Source organism: Pseudoduganella sp. SL102 (assembly GCF_027856995.1).
In the GTDB taxonomy this organism is placed as follows: domain Bacteria; phylum Pseudomonadota; class Gammaproteobacteria; order Burkholderiales; family Burkholderiaceae_D; genus Rugamonas; species Rugamonas albidiflava.
The window spans coordinates 3356454-3376264 of sequence record NZ_CP115554.1 but is presented as its reverse complement, the minus strand read 5'-3'; the positions used below and the strand labels follow the sequence as shown (position 1 = coordinate 3376264).

The 19811-nt window shown below is 68.0% G+C and carries 16 protein-coding genes and 1 pseudogene; 7 read left to right on the top strand and 10 right to left on the bottom strand.

Features of this window, described 5'->3' with window-relative positions:
• The first annotated feature begins 66 nt into the window (after positions 1-66).
• Positions 67-546, top strand: coding sequence for a MarR family winged helix-turn-helix transcriptional regulator (locus OU994_RS14320; RefSeq protein WP_281611301.1), 480 nt, complete (start codon positions 67-69; stop codon positions 544-546).
• A gap of 206 nt (positions 547-752) precedes the next feature.
• Here OU994_RS14320 and OU994_RS14315 read toward each other — a convergent pair whose 3' ends face one another.
• The 7 genes and pseudogenes from OU994_RS14315 to OU994_RS14285 all read right to left on the bottom strand — a co-directional run bounded on the left by OU994_RS14315 (position 753) and on the right by OU994_RS14285 (position 6787).
• Complete coding sequence (locus OU994_RS14315) at positions 753-1454, bottom strand: ABC transporter ATP-binding protein (RefSeq protein WP_131146310.1); 702 nt, start codon at positions 1452-1454, stop codon at positions 753-755.
• The gene (locus OU994_RS14310; RefSeq protein ID WP_373922595.1) at positions 1447-2208 is read right to left on the bottom strand and encodes an ABC transporter ATP-binding protein; all 762 of its coding nucleotides are present in this window, start codon (positions 2206-2208) and stop codon (positions 1447-1449) included. The genes OU994_RS14315 and OU994_RS14310 overlap by 8 nt, the downstream gene beginning before the upstream one ends.
• Positions 2205-3239 (bottom strand): branched-chain amino acid ABC transporter permease, encoded by a 1035-nt coding sequence (locus OU994_RS14305; RefSeq protein WP_281611300.1) that lies wholly within the window; start codon positions 3237-3239, stop codon positions 2205-2207. Before OU994_RS14305 ends, OU994_RS14310 begins: the two co-directional genes overlap by 4 nt.
• Entirely contained in the window at positions 3236-4090 is an 855-nt protein-coding gene (locus OU994_RS14300) for a branched-chain amino acid ABC transporter permease (protein ID WP_131146313.1), read from the bottom strand. The genes OU994_RS14305 and OU994_RS14300 overlap by 4 nt, the downstream gene beginning before the upstream one ends.
• A 145-nt stretch (positions 4091-4235) precedes the next feature.
• Positions 4236-5438 carry a 3-oxoadipyl-CoA thiolase gene (gene pcaF / locus OU994_RS14295; protein WP_281611299.1) on the bottom strand — a complete coding sequence of 401 codons (1203 nt, stop codon included), beginning with the start codon at positions 5436-5438 and terminating at the stop codon, positions 4236-4238.
• Positions 5435-6104, bottom strand: a pseudogene (locus OU994_RS14290) (CoA transferase subunit B). The gene pcaF and the pseudogene OU994_RS14290 overlap by 4 nt, the downstream one beginning before the upstream one ends.
• A 2-nt stretch (positions 6105-6106) precedes the next feature.
• Complete coding sequence (locus tag OU994_RS14285) at positions 6107-6787, bottom strand: 3-oxoacid CoA-transferase subunit A (protein ID WP_281611298.1); 681 nt, start codon at positions 6785-6787, stop codon at positions 6107-6109.
• A gap of 163 nt (positions 6788-6950) precedes the next feature.
• Here OU994_RS14285 and OU994_RS14280 point away from each other — a divergent pair, with 163 nt between their 5' ends.
• A complete protein-coding gene (locus OU994_RS14280) occupies positions 6951-7775 on the top strand; it encodes an IclR family transcriptional regulator C-terminal domain-containing protein (protein WP_281611297.1) in 825 nt (274 codons plus the stop codon).
• A gap of 207 nt (positions 7776-7982) precedes the next feature.
• On the opposite strand, the gene OU994_RS14275 is transcribed toward OU994_RS14280, so the two are convergent.
• Entirely contained in the window at positions 7983-9116 is a 1134-nt protein-coding gene (locus OU994_RS14275) for a porin (protein WP_373922594.1), read from the bottom strand.
• 192 nt (positions 9117-9308) lie between these two features.
• On the opposite strand from OU994_RS14275, the gene OU994_RS14270 reads away from it, so the two are divergent.
• Positions 9309-10478 (top strand): ABC transporter substrate-binding protein, encoded by a 1170-nt coding sequence (locus OU994_RS14270; protein WP_281611296.1) that lies wholly within the window; start codon positions 9309-9311, stop codon positions 10476-10478.
• Between the two features lie 220 nt (positions 10479-10698).
• On the opposite strand, the gene OU994_RS14265 is transcribed toward OU994_RS14270, so the two are convergent.
• On the bottom strand, positions 10699-11649 hold the full coding sequence (locus tag OU994_RS14265) for a 2-hydroxyacid dehydrogenase (RefSeq protein WP_281611295.1): 951 nt from the start codon (positions 11647-11649) through the stop codon (positions 10699-10701).
• Positions 11650-11860: 211 nt separating this feature from the next.
• Here OU994_RS14265 and OU994_RS14260 point away from each other — a divergent pair, with 211 nt between their 5' ends.
• The 4 genes from OU994_RS14260 to OU994_RS14245 all read left to right on the top strand — a co-directional run bounded on the left by OU994_RS14260 (position 11861) and on the right by OU994_RS14245 (position 18454).
• Complete coding sequence (locus OU994_RS14260) at positions 11861-15805, top strand: non-ribosomal peptide synthetase (RefSeq protein ID WP_281611294.1); 3945 nt, start codon at positions 11861-11863, stop codon at positions 15803-15805.
• A gap of 82 nt (positions 15806-15887) precedes the next feature.
• Positions 15888-16304 carry an Rrf2 family transcriptional regulator gene (locus OU994_RS14255; protein ID WP_281611293.1) on the top strand — a complete coding sequence of 139 codons (417 nt, stop codon included), beginning with the start codon at positions 15888-15890 and terminating at the stop codon, positions 16302-16304.
• 293 nt (positions 16305-16597) lie between these two features.
• The gene (locus OU994_RS14250; protein ID WP_165497689.1) at positions 16598-17320 is read left to right on the top strand and encodes a PEP-CTERM sorting domain-containing protein; all 723 of its coding nucleotides are present in this window, start codon (positions 16598-16600) and stop codon (positions 17318-17320) included.
• A gap of 384 nt (positions 17321-17704) precedes the next feature.
• The gene (locus OU994_RS14245) at positions 17705-18454 is read left to right on the top strand and encodes an IS1595 family transposase (protein WP_281611292.1); all 750 of its coding nucleotides are present in this window, start codon (positions 17705-17707) and stop codon (positions 18452-18454) included.
• A 112-nt stretch (positions 18455-18566) separates the two neighbouring features.
• Here the strand turns inward: OU994_RS14245 and OU994_RS14240 are convergent, their stop codons facing one another.
• Positions 18567-19514: an alpha/beta fold hydrolase gene (locus OU994_RS14240; protein ID WP_281611291.1), complete on the bottom strand. Its 948-nt coding sequence runs from the start codon at positions 19512-19514 to the stop codon at positions 18567-18569.
• Between the last annotated feature and the right edge of the window lie 297 nt (positions 19515-19811).

The following is a 19811-nucleotide window of genomic DNA, read 5'->3' as shown; positions in this document are numbered from 1 at the left end:
TACACTGAATATTCGCGCACACGGCGTCCGAAGTAAACTAGGCACGACAAATATTTATCGATCTCCATGGACAACGACAACCACGACCTGCTCGACCTGCACGAACATCCGGGCCACCTGCTGCGCCGCGCGCAGCAGATCTCGGTATCGATCTTCCACGATGAAATCCAGGGCGAGCTGACGCCCGTGCAGTATGCACTGCTGCGCACCCTCGCGGCCAGCCCGGGTATCGACCAGGTGACGCTGGCCGGGCTGGTGGCGATCGACACCTCGACCGGCGCCAGCGTGTGCGCGCGGCTGGAAGAAAAGGGACTCCTGCAGCGCAAGGTCCTGCCGCACAACCGCCGCCAGCGGGCGCTGACGATCACCGCCAGCGGCACCGCCCTGCTGAAGCGCCTCGATCCCGCCGTCCACCGCTTGCGCGAACGCCTGCTCGCCCCGCTCACCGAGCGCGAACAGGTGCAGTTCATGCGCCTGCTGGACAAGCTCGTCATCGAGAACAACGCGCAAAGCCGCGCCCCGCTGGCCCGGCCCGACGCCGCCTGAGGCGGTTTGAATCGAAGGCTGGCATGCTGCCCTGCAGGTCCAACCCCGACAGCAGAGCCGGGGTCAGAAAGGAGTGCCGGCCTGCATGCCAGTACCGTTCCGCAGGCGCGACGCATGCTTCGCGAAACCCCTGCTCCACCCCGCCGGGTCCGACCCCAGGGTTTGCCGTGGGGTTGTTCTCGGCCGCAATGGCCCGCTAAAAAGTGCTAGGCCACCGCCACCAGCCGGTCCAGCTTCGCGCCATCGTCGAGCAGTTCGCGGCTGTCCGAGTCGTGCACGATGCACCCCCGGTCCAGCACGATGGCACGCTGCGTCAGCGACAGGGCCAGCCGGGCGTGCTGTTCGACGACGATCACCGACAGGCCTTCGTCGCGCACCAGCTTGCGGATGACGGCCAGCAGTTCCTGCACGATGATCGGCGCCAGGCCCTCCATGGGCTCGTCGAGCAGCAGCATGCGCGGGTTGGTCATCAGGGCGCGGGCGATGGCGACCATCTGCTGTTCGCCGCCGGACAGCTGGTTGCCCATGTTGGTGCGCCGCTCCTGCAGGCGCGGGAAGACCTCGTAGATCTTCTTCACGTCCCACCGCCCCGGCCGCGCCACCACCGTCAGGTGCTCCTCGACCGTCAGCGACGGGTACATGTGCCGTTCCTGAGGCACCCACCCGAGACCGGCGCGCGCCCGCTTGTAGGGCGCCACGCGGGCGATGTCCTTGCCGGCCCACCGGATCGCGCCCTTGTGCAGGCGGGTCAGGCCCATCAGCGTGGTGAGCAGGCTGGTCTTGCCGACGCCGTTGCGGCCCAGCAGGGCCAGGCTGTCGCCCTCGTTCAGCGCGAACGACACGTCTTCCAGCACGATGGATTCGCCGTAGCCGGCCGTCACGCGGTCCACCGCCAGCAGTTCAGTCATGGCCACCCTCCCCCAGGTACACTTCCTTCACGCGCGGGTCGGCGGCGATTTCGGCCGGCGTCCCTTCCGTCAACACCTTGCCGCCCACCAGCACCGTGATGCGCTCGGCGAACTTGAAGACCAGCCCCATGTCGTGCTCGATGAACAGGATCGTCACGTCGCGCGGCAGGCCGGCGATCACCTCGAACAGCTCGCGGCTTTCCGCCTGCGGGATGCCGGCCGCCGGTTCGTCGAGGAGCAGAATCTTCGGCTGCGTGGCCAGCGCCAGCGCGATTTCCACCAGCCGCTGCTTGCCGTAGGCCATGCTGCGCGTGATGCTGTTGGCCTGGTCGGCCAGGCGCAGCGAGTGCAGCAGCACCATCGCTTCATCGACCATGTCGTGGTGCCGCGCCACGGTTTTCCACCATACGTTCTGCAAGCCGCGCCGCTCGCCGATGGCCAGCACCACCGATTCCAGCACGGTCAATCCGGCGAACAGCGTGTTGATCTGGAAGGTGCGGGTCATGCCGCGTTTCACGCGCTGGTGCTGGGCCAGCCCGGTGATGTCCTCGCCGCCCAGGAACACCTTGCCGGCGGTCGGCGCGAAGCCGCCCGTCAGCAGGTTGATGAAGGTGGTCTTGCCGGCGCCGTTCGGGCCGATCAGCGCATGGCGGGCGCCGGGCGTGAAGGTCAGCGACACGTCGCTGTTGGCCTTGAAGGCACCCCAGCTCTTCGACAGGCCTTCGGTGCGCAAGGTGGTATCCATGCCGTTCATTTGTTCTCCTTCCGTTCGCGCATGCGTTCCAGCAGGTTGGCGAAGCCGCCGACGATGCCGCCCTTGGCGAACATCACGATGCACACCAGCAGCAGGCCGATCCAGAATTGCCAGTAGGTGGGATTGATGCCGGCGATCTTGTCCTGCGCGATCATGAACACGGCCGCGCCGATCAGCGCGCCGTACAGCCGGCCCGTGCAGCCCAGCACGAGCATGATCAGCAGCTCCGCCGAGCGGGGGAAGCCCAGCATGTCGAGGCCGACGAACTGCGTGGTCTGCGCCAGCAGCGCACCGGCGATGCCGGCAACCACGGCGACCACCGTGAAGATCGCACGCAGCCGCGAGTTGACGTCCGCGCCGATGGCCGGCATGCGGCGCCCGCCTTCGCGGATGCCCCGCAGGCCCAGGCCGAACGGCGAATTCACCAGCCGGCGCAGCACCAGGAACACGAGGAACAGCACCACGTAGCTGTACACGAAGCCGGTCTTCCCTTCCAGGTCGAATTCGAACGTGCCCAGGAGGTTACTCACCATCATGCCGGACAGGCCATCGACGCCGCCGGTCAGCCACGACGCCTTGTTGGCCGCTTCGAACAGCATCAGGCCGATGCCCAGCGTGACCATCAGCCGCGTCAGGTCCTGGCCGCGCACGACGAGGAAGCTGACGATCCAGCCGAACAGTCCGGCGACAACGGCGCCGGCCAGCAAGCCGGTGACCGGCTCGCCCCAGCCATGCACCGCCAGCAGCCCGGCCGTGTAGGCGCCCAGGCCGAAGAACGCCGCGTGGCCCAGCGACACGATGCCCGCGTAGCCGAGGATCAGGTCCAGCGACAGCGCGAACAGGCCGACGATCATGATCTGGCTGGTCAGCACCAGGTATTGCGGGAACAGGAACCAGCTTGCCACCGGCAGCAGCCAGAAGACGATTTCCAGCGGATGCCAGCGGCCATCGGGCAACCGCGGGGGACGAACCACCGCCGCGGCGCGTGGCGCCGCATCCCCGGCGACTTCCACCTTTGAGAGAGCGTTCATGCTTTCCTCCTGATCAGGCCAGCCGGGAAGGCCAGCAGCAGCACCACCATCAGCGCATAGATGACGAACGCGCCGATTTCCGGCACGTAGTACTTGCCGGCCACGTCGAACACGCCCAGCACGATGGCGGCCAGCAGCGGGCCGGTGATGGTGCCCGCGCCGCCCACGGCGACGACCAGCAGGAAGTACACCATGTACTTGACGGGGAAGCTGGGGTCCAGTCCCAGCACGTCGATGCCCAGGCCGCCGCCCAGGCCGGCCAGGCCGGAACCCAGCGCGAACGTCAGGCTGAACACGCGGCTGACATTGATGCCCAGGCCCTCGGAAGCGGTGTGGTTGTCGACCGATGCGCGGATCTGCGCGCCGAAGCGGGTGCGCTCGATCAGGAGCCCGAGCAGGGCGGTGACGACGATGACGACGCCGATCAGGAACAGCCGGTAGCTGCCCACGTCCAGGCCGAACAGCGAGACCTGCCCGCGCAGCCACTCCGGCAGCGTGACGGGTTGCTGCGTGGGGCCGAAGAAGTAGGTGGCCCCGGCCACCGCCATGAAGGTCAGGCCGATCGAGAACAGCACCTGGTCCAGGTGGCTGGCCTTGTACAGCCGGCGGTACAGCGTGCGCTCGAGAAGGAAGCCGACAAATGCCGCGGACAGGAACGCCAGCGGCAAGGTGGCCAGGAATGGCACGCCGGCGCGATCGAGCAGCATCACGCAGACATAGCCGCCCAGCATCGCGAACGCGCCGTGGGCCAGGTTAATGAAATTCATCATGCCCATCGTGACCGACAGGCCGACACTGATCATGAACAGCAGGCTGCCGTACGCCACGCCGTCGAACAGGACGCCGATCATCGCCGGCCTCCGTAAAGGATATGCATAGTTGTCTCCTCGATTCTCCAAGATCGCTCGCATGGCCGCCGCTCTCTGTCGGCTGGCCACGCTACTGATACCGCTGCTTGCTCACCTGCGCATTACATCCGTATTGACTCGTGCCCCCTCAAACCCGCTCGATGACGATGGCGATGCCCTGCCCCACGCCGATGCACATGGTACACAATGCAAAGCGCCCGCCGCCACGGTGCAGCTGGTTCATCGCCGTGGTCACCAGGCGCGCGCCGCTCATGCCCAGCGGGTGGCCCAGCGCGATCGCGCCGCCCCACGGGTTGACGCGCGGATCGTCCTGCGACAGGCCCAGTTCGCGCAGCACGGCGATGCCCTGCGACGCGAAGGCTTCGTTCAGTTCGATGATGTCGAACTGGTCCAGCGTCATGCCCAGGTTGGCCAGCAGCTTCTTCGTGGCAGGCGCCGGGCCGATGCCCATCACGCGGGGCGCCACGCCGGCCGTGGCCATGCCGACGATGCGCGCCTTCGGCACCAGGCCGTGCGCGGCGGCGGATTTCTCGTTGGCCAGCAGCAGCGCGCAGGCGCCATCGTTGACGCCGGATGCGTTACCCGCCGTGACCGTGCCATCCGGCTGGACCACGCCTTTCAGCCTGGCCAGCGCTTCCAGCGTGGTGGCACGCGGATGCTCGTTGCGGGAGAACACGACCGGCTCGCCCCTCTTGACGGGGATCGTCACCGCCATGATCTCGGCATCGAAACAGCCCGCTTCCTGCGCCGCCACCACGCGCTGCTGGCTGGCGAGCGCGAAGCGGTCCTGGTCTTCGCGGCTGATGGCGAAGTCCGTGGCGACGTTTTCCGCTGTTTCCGGCATCGAGTCGGTGCCGTACAGCTTCTTCATCAGCGGGTTCGGGAAGCGCCAGCCGATCGTGGTGTCGTAGATGGCAGCGTTGCGCGAGAAGGCGCTGTCGGCCTTGCCCATCACGAACGGCGCGCGCGTCATCGATTCCACGCCGCCGGCCAGCATCAGCGCCGTGTCGCCGGAACGGATCGAGCGCGCGGCGAGGCCCACGGCATCCATGCCGGAGCCGCACAGGCGGTTGACGGTGGTGCCGGGCACGCCCTGCGGCAGGCCCGCCAGCAGCGCCGACATGCGCGCCACGTTGCGGTTGTCTTCGCCGGCCTGGTTGGCGCAGCCGTAGATCACGTCGTCGATGGCTTCCCAGTCGACGGTGGGATTGCGGCGCACCAGCTCGGCCAGCGGCAGCGCGCCCAGGTCGTCGGCGCGCAGGTCCTTCAGGGCACCGCCGTAGCGGCCGATCGGGGTGCGGATCGCGTCGCAGATGAAGGCTTCGGTCATTTCGTGTTCTCCGTTGCTGTGCCGGCGAGGCCGGCGATGAGCGGCGCGGCGGTGCGCTGTTGCAGTTCCTCGAAGGTCAGGCCGTCGACCATTTCACGCACGACGAGGCCGTCGGACGTCACGTCGATCACGGCCAGGTCCGTGTAGATCTCGGTTGACGCAGCCGATGCCGGTCAGCGGATAGGTGCACTGCGCGACGATCTTGCTTTCGCCGGACTTGGTCTGGTGGTCCGTCATCACGAACACCTGGCGCGCGCCGATGGCGAGATCCATCGCGCCGCCCACGGCAGGGATCGCATCCGGCGCGCCGGTATGCCAGTTGGCCAGATCGCCGGTGGCGGAGACCTGGAACGCGCCCAGCACGCAGATATCGAGGTGGCCGCCGCGCATCATCGCGAACGAGTCGCCATGGTGAAAGTAGGCGCCGCCCGTCAGCAGCGTGACCGGCTGCTTGCCGGCGTTGATCAGGTCTTCGTCTTCCTCGCCGGGCGCGGGCGCCGGGCCCATGCCCAGCAGGCCGTTCTCGCTGTGCAGGAAGATCTCGCGGTCGGCCGGCAGGTAGTTCGCCACCATCGTCGGCAGGCCGATGCCCAGGTTGACGTAGGCGCCTTCATGGATGTCCTGCGCGACGCGTTTCGCCATAGCGTCCCGGCTCATTTTCTGGATGGTCATTGCTTGCCTCCCTGTGCTTCTTCCTGCACCACGCGTTGCACGAAGATGCCCGGGGTGACGATGTGTTCGGGGTCCAGCTCGCCCAGTTCGACGATGCGCGTGACCTGTGCGATGGTGACCTTGGCGGCGGTGGCCATGATCGGGCCGAAGTTGCGCGCTGTCTTCCGGTACACCAGGTTGCCCCAGCGGTCGCCGTGCAGCGCCTTGATCAGCGCGAAGTCGGCGTGGATCGGCGATTCCAGCACGTAGTGCTTGCCGTTGATGGTGCGCGTTTCCTTGCCTTCGGCCAGCAGCGTGCCGTAGCCGGTGGGCGAGAAAAAGCCGCCGATGCCGGCGCCGGCGGCGCGGATACGCTCGGCCAGGTTGCCCTGCGGGGTCAGTTCCAGCTCGATCTCGCCGGCGCGGTACAGCGCGTCGAACACCTGCGAGTCCGCCTGGCGCGGGAACGAGCAGATGATCTTCCTGACCCGTTTCGCCTTGAGCAGCGCGGCCAGGCCGGTCTCGCCGTTGCCGGCATTGTTGTTGACGATGGTGAGATCGCGCGCGCCTTGCTCGATGAGCGCGTCGATCAGCGCGGCCGGCATGCCGGCATTGCCGAAGCCGCCGATCATGACGGTCGCGCCGTCATGGATGCCGGCGACGGCCTGCGCCATCGTCTCGATAGTCTTGTCGATCACGGGTGTTTCCTCCTGCCTTCAATTAGATTCCGAATGTTCGATAATCGAACTATAATCTGTTAATCGAACAGCCCCAGTGTCGCACCGGCGCCGGCGAAGGTCAAGAAAAACCGTCGGCGGCGCGGGCTGTTCCAGTAAAATCCGTCCACTTCGAAAGAGACCGATGACGACAACCACCACCAACAACGCCCCGGCCGAGCGCGAACCGACGATCGCCGAACAGATCGATGCGCTGGCCGATCCCAGCTTCATGACGTCGCTGGCGCGCGGGCTCGCCGTGCTGCAGGCGTTTTCCGATTCGCGCCGCAGCCTGACGATCGCGCAGATCAGCCAGAAGACCGGCATCCCCCGCGCCGCCGTCAGCCGCTGCCTGTACACGCTGAAGCAGCTCGGCTATGCCGATTCCGACGTCAACAATTACTCGCTGCGGCCGAAGGTGCTGACGCTCGGCTATTCCTACCTGTCGTCGACGCCGCTGACCGTGTCCGCCCAGCCCTACCTCAACCAGATCAGCCGCACGCTGAACGAATCGTGCTCGCTGGCGGTGCTGGACGATAACGAGGTGCTGTACGTGGCCCGTTCGGCAACGTCCCGCGTGATGTCCGTGGCGCTCAACACCGGCAGCCGGCTGCCCGCGTACTGCACGTCGCTGGGCCGCGTGATGCTGGCCCACCTGCCGGAGCCGGACCTGCAGGCCTACCTCGACAAGGTGCGCCTGAAGCCCCTCACCGAGCACACGGTCACCACCCAGAAGCAGTTGCGCGCCGTGCTGGCCCAGGTGCGCGAGCAGGGCTTCGCCATCAACAACGAGGAGCTCGAAGTGGGCCTGCGCTCCATCGCGGTCCCGGTGCGCGGCGCATCCGGCATCGTGCATGCGGCCCTGAACGTCGGCGCCCAGGCCGGCCGCGTCAGCGCACGGCAGATGGAAGAGCAATTCCTGCCCGTGCTGCAGCAGGGCGCGCGGGACCTGGCGGTGCTGCTGCCCTGACGCCATCCAGCCGAGCCCGTGTCATGGTGGCATTGCAGGGGGCGACGCAGGGAATTCGTGAAGCACAGCTTCGCGCCTGCCGAGCGGCGCCGCCATGCAGGGCGGCGCCTTCAAGGAGCACTGCTCCTTGCCTGCGATGCGGTGATGCCTTGCAAGGCATCACTCCCTCCAGGCACGCTGACACGGGCTCGGCCATTGCTGGCTTGTTCAGAAGTGGTGCCGCAAGCCCGCCATGAGACCCCGTTGCGGCTTGCCGACGCCGACGCTGCCACCCGCATCGAGCGCGATGGCGGCGGCGCCGTCGTTGTTCATCAGCCCCAGCGCGCCATAGACGGCGGTGCGCGTCGACAGGAAATACGTCAGCCGCGCCACCGCCATGTCGGTATCGTCGCCGCTGTGCTTGACGTTCTTGCGCGCCACCTGCGCATCGAACGTCAGCAACGGCGTGACGGGGTGGCTCACGCCCAGGTAGGCCAGCGTAGATTCGGTGACGCCGGTGACGGCGTTGGTCTTGCGGTCGATGAGGCCGGCGCCCAGCTTGGTGCCGCCGAACATCCAGTAGCCGTTGACGGTCACGCGCCGGTCGAAGTTGCTGCTGCTGGTCAGCCCGCCGGCCGCGCCGGTATTCCCGTACAGCTTGTCGAACGAGGCATTGATGCCATACGCCTTGACTTCGTAGCCCAGCAGCGCGGTGACCTGGCGGCAGGCTTTCGAGTCGGCCGGCGATTCGCCCGCGCAGCCGGTGGCGGCGGGGCCGCCGGACGACGATGTGTCGCGCCCGAAGCTGTACGTGGCGCCGGCCACGATGCCGTCGAAGTTGCCCAGGTAGCCGATGGCGTTGTCGCTGCGCGCGTTCGGCAGGTAGGGGTCGATGCTGCCGATGGCGAACAGGTTCGGGCCCAGCACGTCCGCCTTCAGGCCGGCGATATAGGTCATGTTGACCTGGCGGCCCAGGGTCAGCGTGCCCCACTTGCCCTTCAGGCCCACGTTGGCGGCGCGGCCGAACAGGCGGTTACCCTGCCCCATCGTGCCGGTATCGGGACCGAAGCCGCTTTCCAGCGTGAAGATGGCGGACAGGCCGCCGCCCAGGTCTTCGGTACCGCGGAAACCGATGCGCGACGGGAAGGAGCCCGTCAGCGATGCCACCTTCGTGACCGAATCGCCGGCGGCGTTCGTGTTGTCGACATGCGCCACCGCCGTATCGATGATGCCGTAGATGGTGACGTTGCTTTGCGCGTGCGCCGCGCCCGCGGCCAGCAGCGCCATCGCCGTTGCCATTGCGCCGCGCCCGCCCTTGCCCATGCCGGGGGCACGCGCCCGTTCGCCAGTGTTTCGGTTCATGCTGTCTCCTGTGTAGTGTTATGGTCGTCCGTAGTGCTCGCTCATCGCGCTTGTTCATCGCGCCTGTTCGATCAGCGAACAATCGATTGCCTATCGAACGCTGAGCCGATACTATGACCGATACCGGGCCTTGTCAAGAATCTCAAGGAACCTGATGATTGGCGCGGTACCCACGACAAAAAGGAGACAAGCATGAAATTCACGATCGCCGCCGTGCTGGCCGGCGCACACCTGTTCGCCCTGCCAGCGGCCCACGCGCAGGACACCATCAAGGTCGGCGTGATCGCCGCGTTTTCCGGCCCGTTCGCCGACTACGGCAAGCAGATGGAAGGCGGCATCAAGGCCTACATGGCGCAGCACGGCGACACGGTGGCCGGCAAGAAGATCCAGCTGATCCTCAAGGACACCACCGGCCCGTCGCCGGAGATCGCCAAGCGGCTCGCCCAGGAACTGGTGGTGCGCGACAAGGTGGACTTCCTGGCGGGCTTCGGCCTGACACCGGAGGCGCTGGCCGTGGCTCCCATCGCGCAGCAGGCGAAAAAGCCGATGATCATCATGAACGCGGCCACCTCGGCCATCACGACCAAGTCGAACTACATCGCGCGCTTCTCGATGACCCTGCCGCAGATCTCGGCGCCGATGGGCACCTGGGCGGCGAAGAACAAGTTGAACAAGGTGGTGACGCTGGTGGCGGACTACGGCCCCGGCCTCGATGCCGAGGCGGCATTCAAGAAGACGCTGGAAGGTGCCGGCGGCAAGGTGACCGAATCGATCCGGGTGCCGCTGCGCAATCCGGAGTTCGCGCCGTTCATCCAGCGCATCAAGGATGCCAGGCCGGATGCGATCTTCGTGTTCGTGCCGGCCGGCGAACAGAGCATCGCTTTCATGAAGGGCTACCGCGAACGGGGGCTGGCCGCCGCCGGCATCAAGGTGATCGCCACCGGCGACCTGACCGACGACCACGTGCTGCCGGCGATGGGCGATGCCACGCTGGGCGTCATCACCACCTTCCACTACTCGGCCGCGCACGACTCCCCCGAGAACAAGGCATTCCTGAAGAGCTTCGCCGCCGCCAACCCGCAGGGCGGCCGGCCGAACTTCATGGCCGTCGCCGCGTACGACGGCATGGCGGCGGTCTATGAAGTGTCGCGCAAGCTGAATGGCACGATCGACGGCGACAAGGCGATGGCCGTGCTGAAGACCATGAAGCTGAACAGCCCGCGCGGCCCGATCGCCATCGATCCCGCCACGCGCGACATCGTGCAGACCGTGTACGTGCGCGAAGTGAAGAAGGTGGGGAACGAGGTTTACAACATCGAGTTCGACAAGTTCCCGAATATGAAGGACCCGGGCAAGCAGTAAGTCCACCCGAAAACACTCGGGAGATAGCTCGATGCCGGTAAGTCAAGGCGACTTGACTATTTGAGTTGGCGTCAGGGGCTTGGTGTCGGACATTTTTTCCGGGTGCTTCATCCGGAAAATGTGTCGGACCGCTGCGGCGGACCGACCGGTTCTTTGCTCAGGACATCGGCAACGTCATGCGAAAACGAGTATTACGGCCATACCCCAGCTTTGCAGCAGCTCAGGCAACAGGCGTCAGCAGCGGCTCCCCGCCGAAATGCGCGAGCAGGTTGTCGACGACGAGCTGTCCCATCGCATGCCGCGTTTCCACGGTCAGGCTGCCCACGTGCGGCGTCAGCACCACGTTCGGCAGCGCAATCAGCGCGGCGGGGACCGACGGCTCGTCGGCAAACACGTCCAGCGCGGCCGCGCCCAGCCGGCCGTCGGCCAGCGCGTCGGCCAGCGCCGGTTCGTCGACCAGCGAGCCGCGCGCGATGTTGACCAGGGTGCCCTCCGGCCCCAGCGCCTCCAGCACCGCCGCATCCACGGTGGCCCGCGTGGCCGCGCCGCCCGGGGCACAGACCACCAGGTAATCGCTGTCGCGCGCCAGGTCGAGCAGCGACGCGGCGCGCGGCACCGTCACGCCCTTCTTCACGTTCGGCTGCCAGTAGCGCAGTTGCAGGCCGAATGCCGCCAGCCGCGCGGCGACCGCCTGGCCAATGCGCCCGAAACCATAGATGCCGGCGACCTTGCCGCGCAGCGCGCGCGCCGGCTTGACCGGCATGCCGGCCTGCCACTGGCCGGCGCGAACATAGCGGTCCAGCGAAGGGATGCGGCGCGCAGCCGCCAGCAACAGCGCCACCGCCAGGTCCGCCACGTCGTCCGTCAGCACGCCGGGCGTGTTCGTCACCCGGATGCCGCGCGGCCGCAGCGCGGCGAAATCCACCGCATCGACGCCGATGCCGTTGACCGCCACGATCTCGAGGCGCGGCAGCTGCGCCGCCAGCGCCGCGCCAATGCCCGCCATGCCGGTGGTGGCCACGCCCCGCACGTTCGGCCCCACGCCGGCGATGAAGGCGGCGCGCGCTTCAGGTGCCACCTGCCACACGTGGTGGCAAACGAAATGCTGTTCCAGCTGCGCCATGACGGACGCCGACGGACTGGCCGCCATCACGAGGATTTCCGGTTTCATCTGAATTGATTCATGAGTGAACGATTGGCCATTCTAGTGGATCGCCGCCAAGGCGTGGCGACTGCTCGACCCGGAAGAGCCCACCCATACCTCCGGTCAGTTGCCAGCGTTCAGTTTCCTAATGACACTTTCTTACAATTTCTTCACATATGCGACTTAAATGGAAGGCAATATACGCCCCTTGCATATAAGTACTCGACAAGCCAGGCCGATGACCTCATCCCTTTCGCCGTGCATCCATCGCCGTTTCGAGCGCCAGGCCGCGCTGGCGCCGCATGCCATCGCGCTGCAGGGACCCGACGGCAGCGTGACGTATGCGGACCTGAACGCGGCAGCGAACCGGCTGGCGCGGCACCTGCAGCGGCGCGGCGCGCGTCCCGGCGCGCTGGTGGCACTGTGTCTGGAGCGCGGCGCGGCCCTGGTGACGGCGATGCTGGCGGTGCTGAAGACGGGCGCCGCTTACCTGCCCGTCGACCCGGCCTACCCGGCAGCGCGTATCGCCTTCATGCTGGCCGACGCCGATCCGGCAGTCACTGTGACACGCCAGGATTGCGCCGGCATGCTGTGCCCGCGGGTTGCCGCGCTGTGGCTCGACAGCGCGCCGTGGGCAGCGGAAGACGACGCGAACCTGCCGCGCGACGTCGATGCCGGCAGCCTGGCCTATGTGATCTACACGTCCGGCTCCACCGGGCAACCGAAGGGCGTGCTGGTCGAACACCGCCAGCTGGCCAGCCACGTCGACGCCTTCGCCGCGCTGGCCGGCCTGTCGCCGCGCGACCGGGTGCTGCAGTTCGCGCCGCCCGCGTTCGACGTGCTGGCCGAGGAAGTCTGGCCCACGCTCCTGCATGGCGCCACGCTGGTGCTGCGCGACCCCGGCCCGGCCGACGCGCTGGCCGCCTTCACGCGGCAGGTCGAGGCACGCCGCATCACGGTGCTGAACCTGCCCGCCTCGTTCTGGCACCCGTGGTGCGACCACGTGCTGGCGGCCGGCGGCGACGTGCGGCTGCCGGCACTGCGCCAGCTGGTGGTCGGCAGCGAAGTCGTGCAGCCGGGCAGCGTGCGGGCATGGCAGGCCCGCTTCGGCATGCGGGTAGCCATCGCGAATGCCTACGGGCCCGTCGAAGCGACCGTCACCGCCACGGCCGAACAGTTGCCGATGCTGCCGCCCGGCGCCGCGCGCGTGCCGATCGGCCGGCCGCTGGCCGGCACCACCGTGCGCCTGCTCGATGCCGCCGGCAAGCCGGTGGCGCCGGGCGAACCGGGCGAACTGCATATCGGCGGCGCGCGCCTGGCACGCGGCTACCTGAACCGGCCGGACCTGACCGCCGAACGCTTCGTGCACGTGGATGGCGAGCGGCTGTACCGCACCGGCGACCTGGCCGCGCAACTGCCCGATGGCAGCCTGGACTTCCTCGGCCGCATCGACGGCCAGCTGAAGGTGCATGGGCAGCGGGTCGAACCAGGCGACGTGGAAGCCTGCCTGGTGCGCCACCCCGGCGTGGGCGCCGCACTGGTGGTGGCGGATGAAGCGCTGGGCCAGCTGCTGGCCTACGTCACGCCGGCCGATGGCGCGACCGCGCCGGATCCCGCCGAGCTGCGGTCGCTGGCGCGCGCCGCGCTGCCGCCGTACATGGTGCCGGCGGCGTACGTGCGGCTGGAAACCCTGCCGCTCACGGCAAACGGCAAGCTCGACCGGAATGCGCTGCCGGCGCCCGATGCCGCGGCCTTTCCGGCACAGGACTACGACGCGCCGCAGGGCGAGGCCGAGCGCGAACTGGCGGCGCTGTGGTGCGCGCTGCTGAAACTGCCCCGCGTGGGCCGGCACGAGGATTTCTTCGCGCTGGGCGGCGACGCGCCCACCGCGCTGGGGCTGGTGGAACTGCTGCGCGACCGCGGCCACGCCATCGACATGCGCACCTTCTGCCACCGGCCGACGCTGGCAGCGGTGGCCGCGCTGCCCGCCTCTTCCTCAGCGCTGGCCGCGCTGCCCGCCGCTACCTCGCCATCCCCCGGCCCACATGCCGCCGCCACCGGCCACGACTTCTTCCATGCCTTGCTCGACGGCTGGACCGCGCCGCCCGCGCCGTTCGGCCTCGATGGCGCCGGCGCGCCGGAACTGTCGCGGCGCCACGTCGATCCGGCGCTGGCGCTGCGCCTGCGCGCCGCGGCGCGGCAGCGCGGCCTGATGCCGGCCAGCCTGTTCCACCTGGCATGGGCATGCGTGCTGGCGCGCGGCACCGGCCAGCGCGATGTCGTGTTCACGACCGCGCTGCCGGCCTGCCATACCGCCACCGGCATCGGCGAGTGCATGCTGCCGCTGCGGGTCATGCTGGATGGCACCGGCGCGGCCGATGCGCTGCACCGGATGCACCAGTTTGTCGCCACGCTGGTCGACCACCGCCACGCGCCCCACGCCGCGGCGACCGGCGCGGCGGCCCTGCTCCATTACCGGCATGCCGGTGCCGAGGCGCCGCCGCAACCCGGCTACCCGCTGGCGCTGGCGGTGGACGACCTGGGCGACGGCTTCCGGCTGACCGCGCGGTGCGCCGCCAGCGCCGGCCCGGCACGCATCTGCGACTTCATGCTGTGCGCGCTGGCGGCCCTGGCCGACGCGCTGGAGCACGCACCCGCCACCCCGGTGACGGCACTCGACGTGCTGCCGCCGGCGGAACGCGCGCAACTGCTGCGCTGGGCCGGTACGGTCGACTTCCCGGACCGCGGCTGCCTGCATCGCCTGGTCGAGGCTGCAGCCGCGCGGGCGCCTGGCGCCGTGGCGCTGTCCGGCGATGGTGCCGCCATCACATATGCCGCGCTGAACGACGAAGCCAACCGGCTGGCCCACCACCTGCAGGCGCTGGGCGTGGGGCCGGACGTGCCCGTGGCGCTGTGCATGCCGGCGGGCACCGCCCTGGTGGTGGCTGCGCTGGGCGTGCTGAAAGCCGGCGGCGCCTGCGTGCCGATCGATGCCGCGGCCGGTGCCGCGCACATCGGCGCGGTGCTGGCCGATACCCGCGCGGCCATCCTGCTGACGGTGCGGGAGGTGCCCGCCCCGGCCAGCATCGCCACCGTGCTGCGGCTGGACGGGCCGGGTCCGTGGCAATCGATGCCGCGCGCCAATCCGGCGTCGGCGGTGGGGCCGGCGCACCTGGCCTGGATCGTCCGTGGCGACGGCGGCGCCAGCGTGGCGTTGGAGCACCGTAACCTCACCCGGCTGTTCGATGCCGCGGCGCGCTGGATCGATGCCGGCCCGGCCGATGCCTGGGCGGTGTGCGCGTCGCCGGCCGCCGACCTGTTCCTGTGGGAGCTGTGGGGTGCGCTGGTGTCGGGGGCCCGCGCCGTCATCGTGCCCGCGCGGGAACGCATGCCGGCCGCAATCGCCCGCCTCGTGCGCGACGAACGGGTGACCATCCTGACCCGGGAAGGCCATGCGTTCGACGGCATCGATTCGCCATGGCTGCGCTACGTGATCGTGCGTGGCGAAGCGGCGGCCGGGCCTTCCAGCGCCCCGCACGCGGCGCCGGGCGGCGGGCCGCGGCTGCTGGCGATGCGCGGAAGCGCCGAAAGCGGCGTGTACCTGGCATGCCGCGCATCCTGTCCGGCTGGCGCGGCGCAGGCTGCGGGCACGATCGGGCAGCCGCTGCCGGACATGGCCGCCTACGTGCTCGATGCCCACGGCCAGCCCGCACCGCTCGGCGTCATGGGCCAGTTGCACGTGGGCGGCGCCGGGCTGGCACGAGGCTACCTGCACCGCCCCGACCTGACGGCCGCACGCTTCGCCACGCACCCGCTGGTACCGGGCGGGCGCCTGTTCCGCACCGGCCAGGCGGCTCGCTGGACAGCCAGCGGCATGCTCGACGACGGCGGCCCGGCAGCCGGGCGGGTTGCGATGGATGGCCAAGCCGGGGCGGCGGGATACACGGCAGCGCATGGAATGGCGGCAGCCTCGCGGGCCGGGACAGCGCTTGTCACGGCACCGGCACGATCGGCATCATCGACACCATCGGCGGCCCCGCCGAAGGCCCCGGATTTGCCACCGCCGCCGGCAAGCGCCGCCATTCCGGCTCCGCGCCAACGCGCGGCGCACGACCTGTCGCTCAATGCGGGGCGCCACGCCGGCCCCCGTGCGCAGGCTTGCTGGCCGGCGCTGCCCAACTAGCGGGAAGCCGGCAAGGCTGTATAGGAGCGGGCCGCCACCCCGCCAGGCCTTTGCTCCCCTGCACCGCTGGTATCATCGCGGCATGAGACACGACAGCCGCCTTTCCCGCATGCTCCATGTGCTGATCCATATGGACAGCCTGGACGCCCCCGCCACCTCCGACACGATCGCCGCCATGCTGAACACCAATCCCGTCGTGGTGCGCCGCACGATGGCCGGCTTGCGCGAGCAGGGATATGTGCAGTCAGGCAAGGGGCATGGCGGGGGCTGGGTGCTGGCCCGGCCGCTGCACGCCATCACGCTGCGCGACATCCACCACGCGCTGGGCGACCCGCCCGTATTTGCCCTGGGCACCACGGACGAACATGCCGATTGCCTCATCGAGCGTGCCGTCAACGCCACCCTGGGCGACGCGATGCGCGCCGCAGAAGCGCTGCTGCTGGAACGTTTCGGCCAGGTGACGCTGGCGGACCTGGCCGCCAATGCCTGCCGGCGCTGACCCGTGTCGAAAAATTTTACAGCGATTTCAGCCCATCCATTTTATTGATGAGCAGGGATCGCGCTACCGGCCGTCCGACCGGTCGCAGGGCTGGGCTGGATAGCTGTCGACAAACTTTACAGCACAGCCAACCCTTCAATTTTCTTAATGAATTTATAAGAAAGCGTCTTACGTAGAATCAAAGGTTTAGCTTACTGCGGCTGAGCGAAGGCATGAACTTTGCATAAGCTTATACAAAAAATAAAAAAATGTTCGTAGTTAAACTAATCAACTTGGAGCCATACGTGAGCAAAATGAAAACTACACTGCTGGGATTGGCAGTAGCAATTTCGTCGATCGGTGCCGCATCCGCCGCGCCGCAAACCGTCGGTGGCGTAACCTGGGATCCCGACTACGGCATCGACTTCTCGTCGTCGTCGGTGCAGATGCACCAGATCTTCGAGGAAGATGGCACGGCCCGCGGCTACGGCATCATCTCGACGATGAACGGCACCGGCCAGGCCCAGTTCTGCCCCAACTGCGAACTGACGATCGTCTTCGGCGGCTACACGCCCGTGTCGATGGATGGCGCGATCACCAAGTACACCGGTGGCTTCGTCAACATCTTCATGAACGACGGCCCGTCGACGATCAACCCGTACGATCCGCTGACCATGAACGACGGCAACGTCGGCCTGGGCACCCTGTGGCTGTCCCTGGAAGGCCACGAGTACAACGGCGCCACGCTGCAAGGCACGCTGAACTCGCAAATGCCGCCGAACCTGAGCGGCCTGGGCCAGCTGGACGTGGTGGGCGGCGTCGCTGCGCAATACTTCGACACCAACGCGCAGATCGACGGCGCCGACATGTCGTTCTCGACCAGCTTCACGCAGCCGTATCCTGGCGACATGAACCACGTCGTCGGCACCGGCAACTTCTATGGCCTGACCTCGCCGGTTCCGGAACCAAGCACGTACCTGATGATGGGCGCCGGCATGCTGACGCTGGCGGCACTGCGCCGCCGCAAGCAGCGTTGATGGACCGGCCGCCGGCACCTGCCGGCGGCTGTTCCGGCCGCGCTGTCGGAAATCTTTACACTGAGCCGGGCTTTGCCCGGCTTTTTTTACGCGGCGCTGTGCGCGGTAATCAGGGGAACTTCCTGCCGGAATCACTGTCTGACTTTCTGTTGAGTTACTTCATGTATATCAGGAGGCGGCATGGGCACGGCGGAGGTTGGAGTACTGATCGAAGCGTTGATGCGGCAACCGCTTTCAGAAGATCAGGTAACGTTGTTGCAGCGCTTTCTGGCCAGCGTCGAGCAACCAGGCCAGTGCCATCGCCTGATCGAGGAAGCCGGCGGAAGACCGCCATGTCCGCATTGCGGGTGCCAGCGTTCCCACCGTTGCGGGCAGGCCAGTGGCTTGCAGCGCTATCGCTGCGTGCTGTGCCGGCGCAGCTTCAACGCCGTGACCGGTACACCGCTGGCCCGTCTGCGCATGCGCGACAAGTGGCTGCAATACCTGCAATGCCTGATCGAGTCGACACCCGTGCGCTCGGCAGCCAGCCGCGTGGCGGTAGCCAAGTCGACCAGCTTTCGATGGCGTCACCGGTTCATCGCCGCCTTGCTCCGGGCGCCCCGTCCGCAGTTGTCCGGCATCGTCGAAGCCGATGAGACGTACCATTTGGAATCACAAAAAGGCTCGCGCCACCTGAACCGCCCGCCCCGCAAACGCGGCGGCAAGGCCAGCCGGCGCGGCATCAGCAGCGAGCTGGACTGCATCGTCGTTGCCCGTGACCGCAACCGGCAAACGTGTGACCTCGTCACGGGCCGCGGCCCGGTCAGCGCCGGCCAGTTGATGAAACACCTGAAGCCCGTGCTGGCGCCCGATGTCCTGCTCGTCACCGATGCCGCCAAGGCGTACCAGGCTTTCGCGAAGCAGGCCGGCATCACGCACGAAGCAATCAATGTGCGTGCCGGAATCCGAGCGCGCGGCGCACTGCATATCCAGGGTGTCAACGGATGGCATGGCCGCTTCAAGACCTGGCTGCGGCGATTCAACGGTGTCGCCAGCCGCTACCTGGCCAATTACACCGGCTGGCTACGTGTGCTCGACGCCGCCGAGCTGACGGCACCGAGCCAATGGTTGCGCAATGCCGTGGCGCCAGCCTAGGGGCGTCGGCTCATTGTCGCGCTCGGCATGCAAAAAAGTTCCGTGACCACCGGCAAGGCTATTCAACGCGAACAGCGCCTTTTACGCCGGCGCTTCCGGCCGGGTTGCTTTCCTATCGCGCCGCGGCCGCCCGGATGAACTGCACCGTCAAGTCCGGCTGGGCAATGGGCAGCATGTGTCCGCCCTCGACCACTTCCAGCACCGCATGCGGCACCTTGCAGGCCAGCGCCTCGCCATGTTCACGCCACGGCAGGATGCGGTCATCGCGCCCGAACAGCACCGCCACCGGCATGCGCAATTCGCCGTAGCGGCTGCTGTAGGCGGGCAATTGCCCGGCCAGCGCCTGCATGTCCTCCGCCGCCGCCAGGAACTGGCCCGGCCGCAGGCCCAGCAGGCCGCCGCCCCGTGTCGAGAAATCATGCGGCACCGGATCCGGACCGAACACCTGCTCCAGCACCGCGCCGCCCCGCGCGATGGCGCCCGGCGTGGCCACCGTCCACGCGGCCAGCCGGCGCAGCAGCGGCGACCGCATGGCCAGCACGCGAAACGCCGGCGGCGTGTCGTCGGGCAGGTGCGTGAGCGGCGCCAGCAGCGACAGGCCGGCCACCCGTTCCGGGTAATCCAGCGCCAGCGCCAGCGCCACGGCACCGCCGAACGAGTGCCCGACGACGAGCGGATACTCCAGTTCCATCCGGTCGATCAGCTCGGCAAGCGCGGCGGCCTGTTCGCGCAGGCCGCCCGCGGTGCCCAGCCTGCTGTTCGAATAGCCGGAACCGGGCCGGTCGACCGTGATCACGCGGTGATGGTGCGACAGTTGCCGGGCTACTTCGTAGGTGAAGTGCGCCATGTGCCCGCCCAGCCCGTGGATCATCAGCAGTGCCGGCCCCTCCCCCTGCTCGCGCACGTGCAGCCGGGCGCCGGCCACGTCGATGAAGATGCCTTCCGGCGGAAGCGCCGCCTCGACCTTGCGCTCGACCTGCCGCGTGAACAGCGCCAGCCCGCCGGCCAGGGCGGGCACGGCAAGGCCGGCGGCGGCCACGATCATCGCGAGCGAGGGCATCAGCGCGGCACCTTGCCCGAGGCCAGGCCAGGTGCGCCGGCGGCGCCGGTCACCGCGGCGTCTTGTCCCGATACTTTCATGTGTAGTTTTCCAGTACGCCGCAGCGCAGTGCCGCCGCGGTGACGCTGGCAGGCTTTTATTTATTATCGATGGGTCAACTCCGATACTTTAGCTAATCGGAATAATGAAAGCAAATGCGGAAAATGTCGCAGCAGCGGCGCGCTGCAGCGCAACATAAAAGTTCCCGTGAACGTCGGATGCCGCCGCGTGGGAGCATGACGGATGCTGTAAGACCGG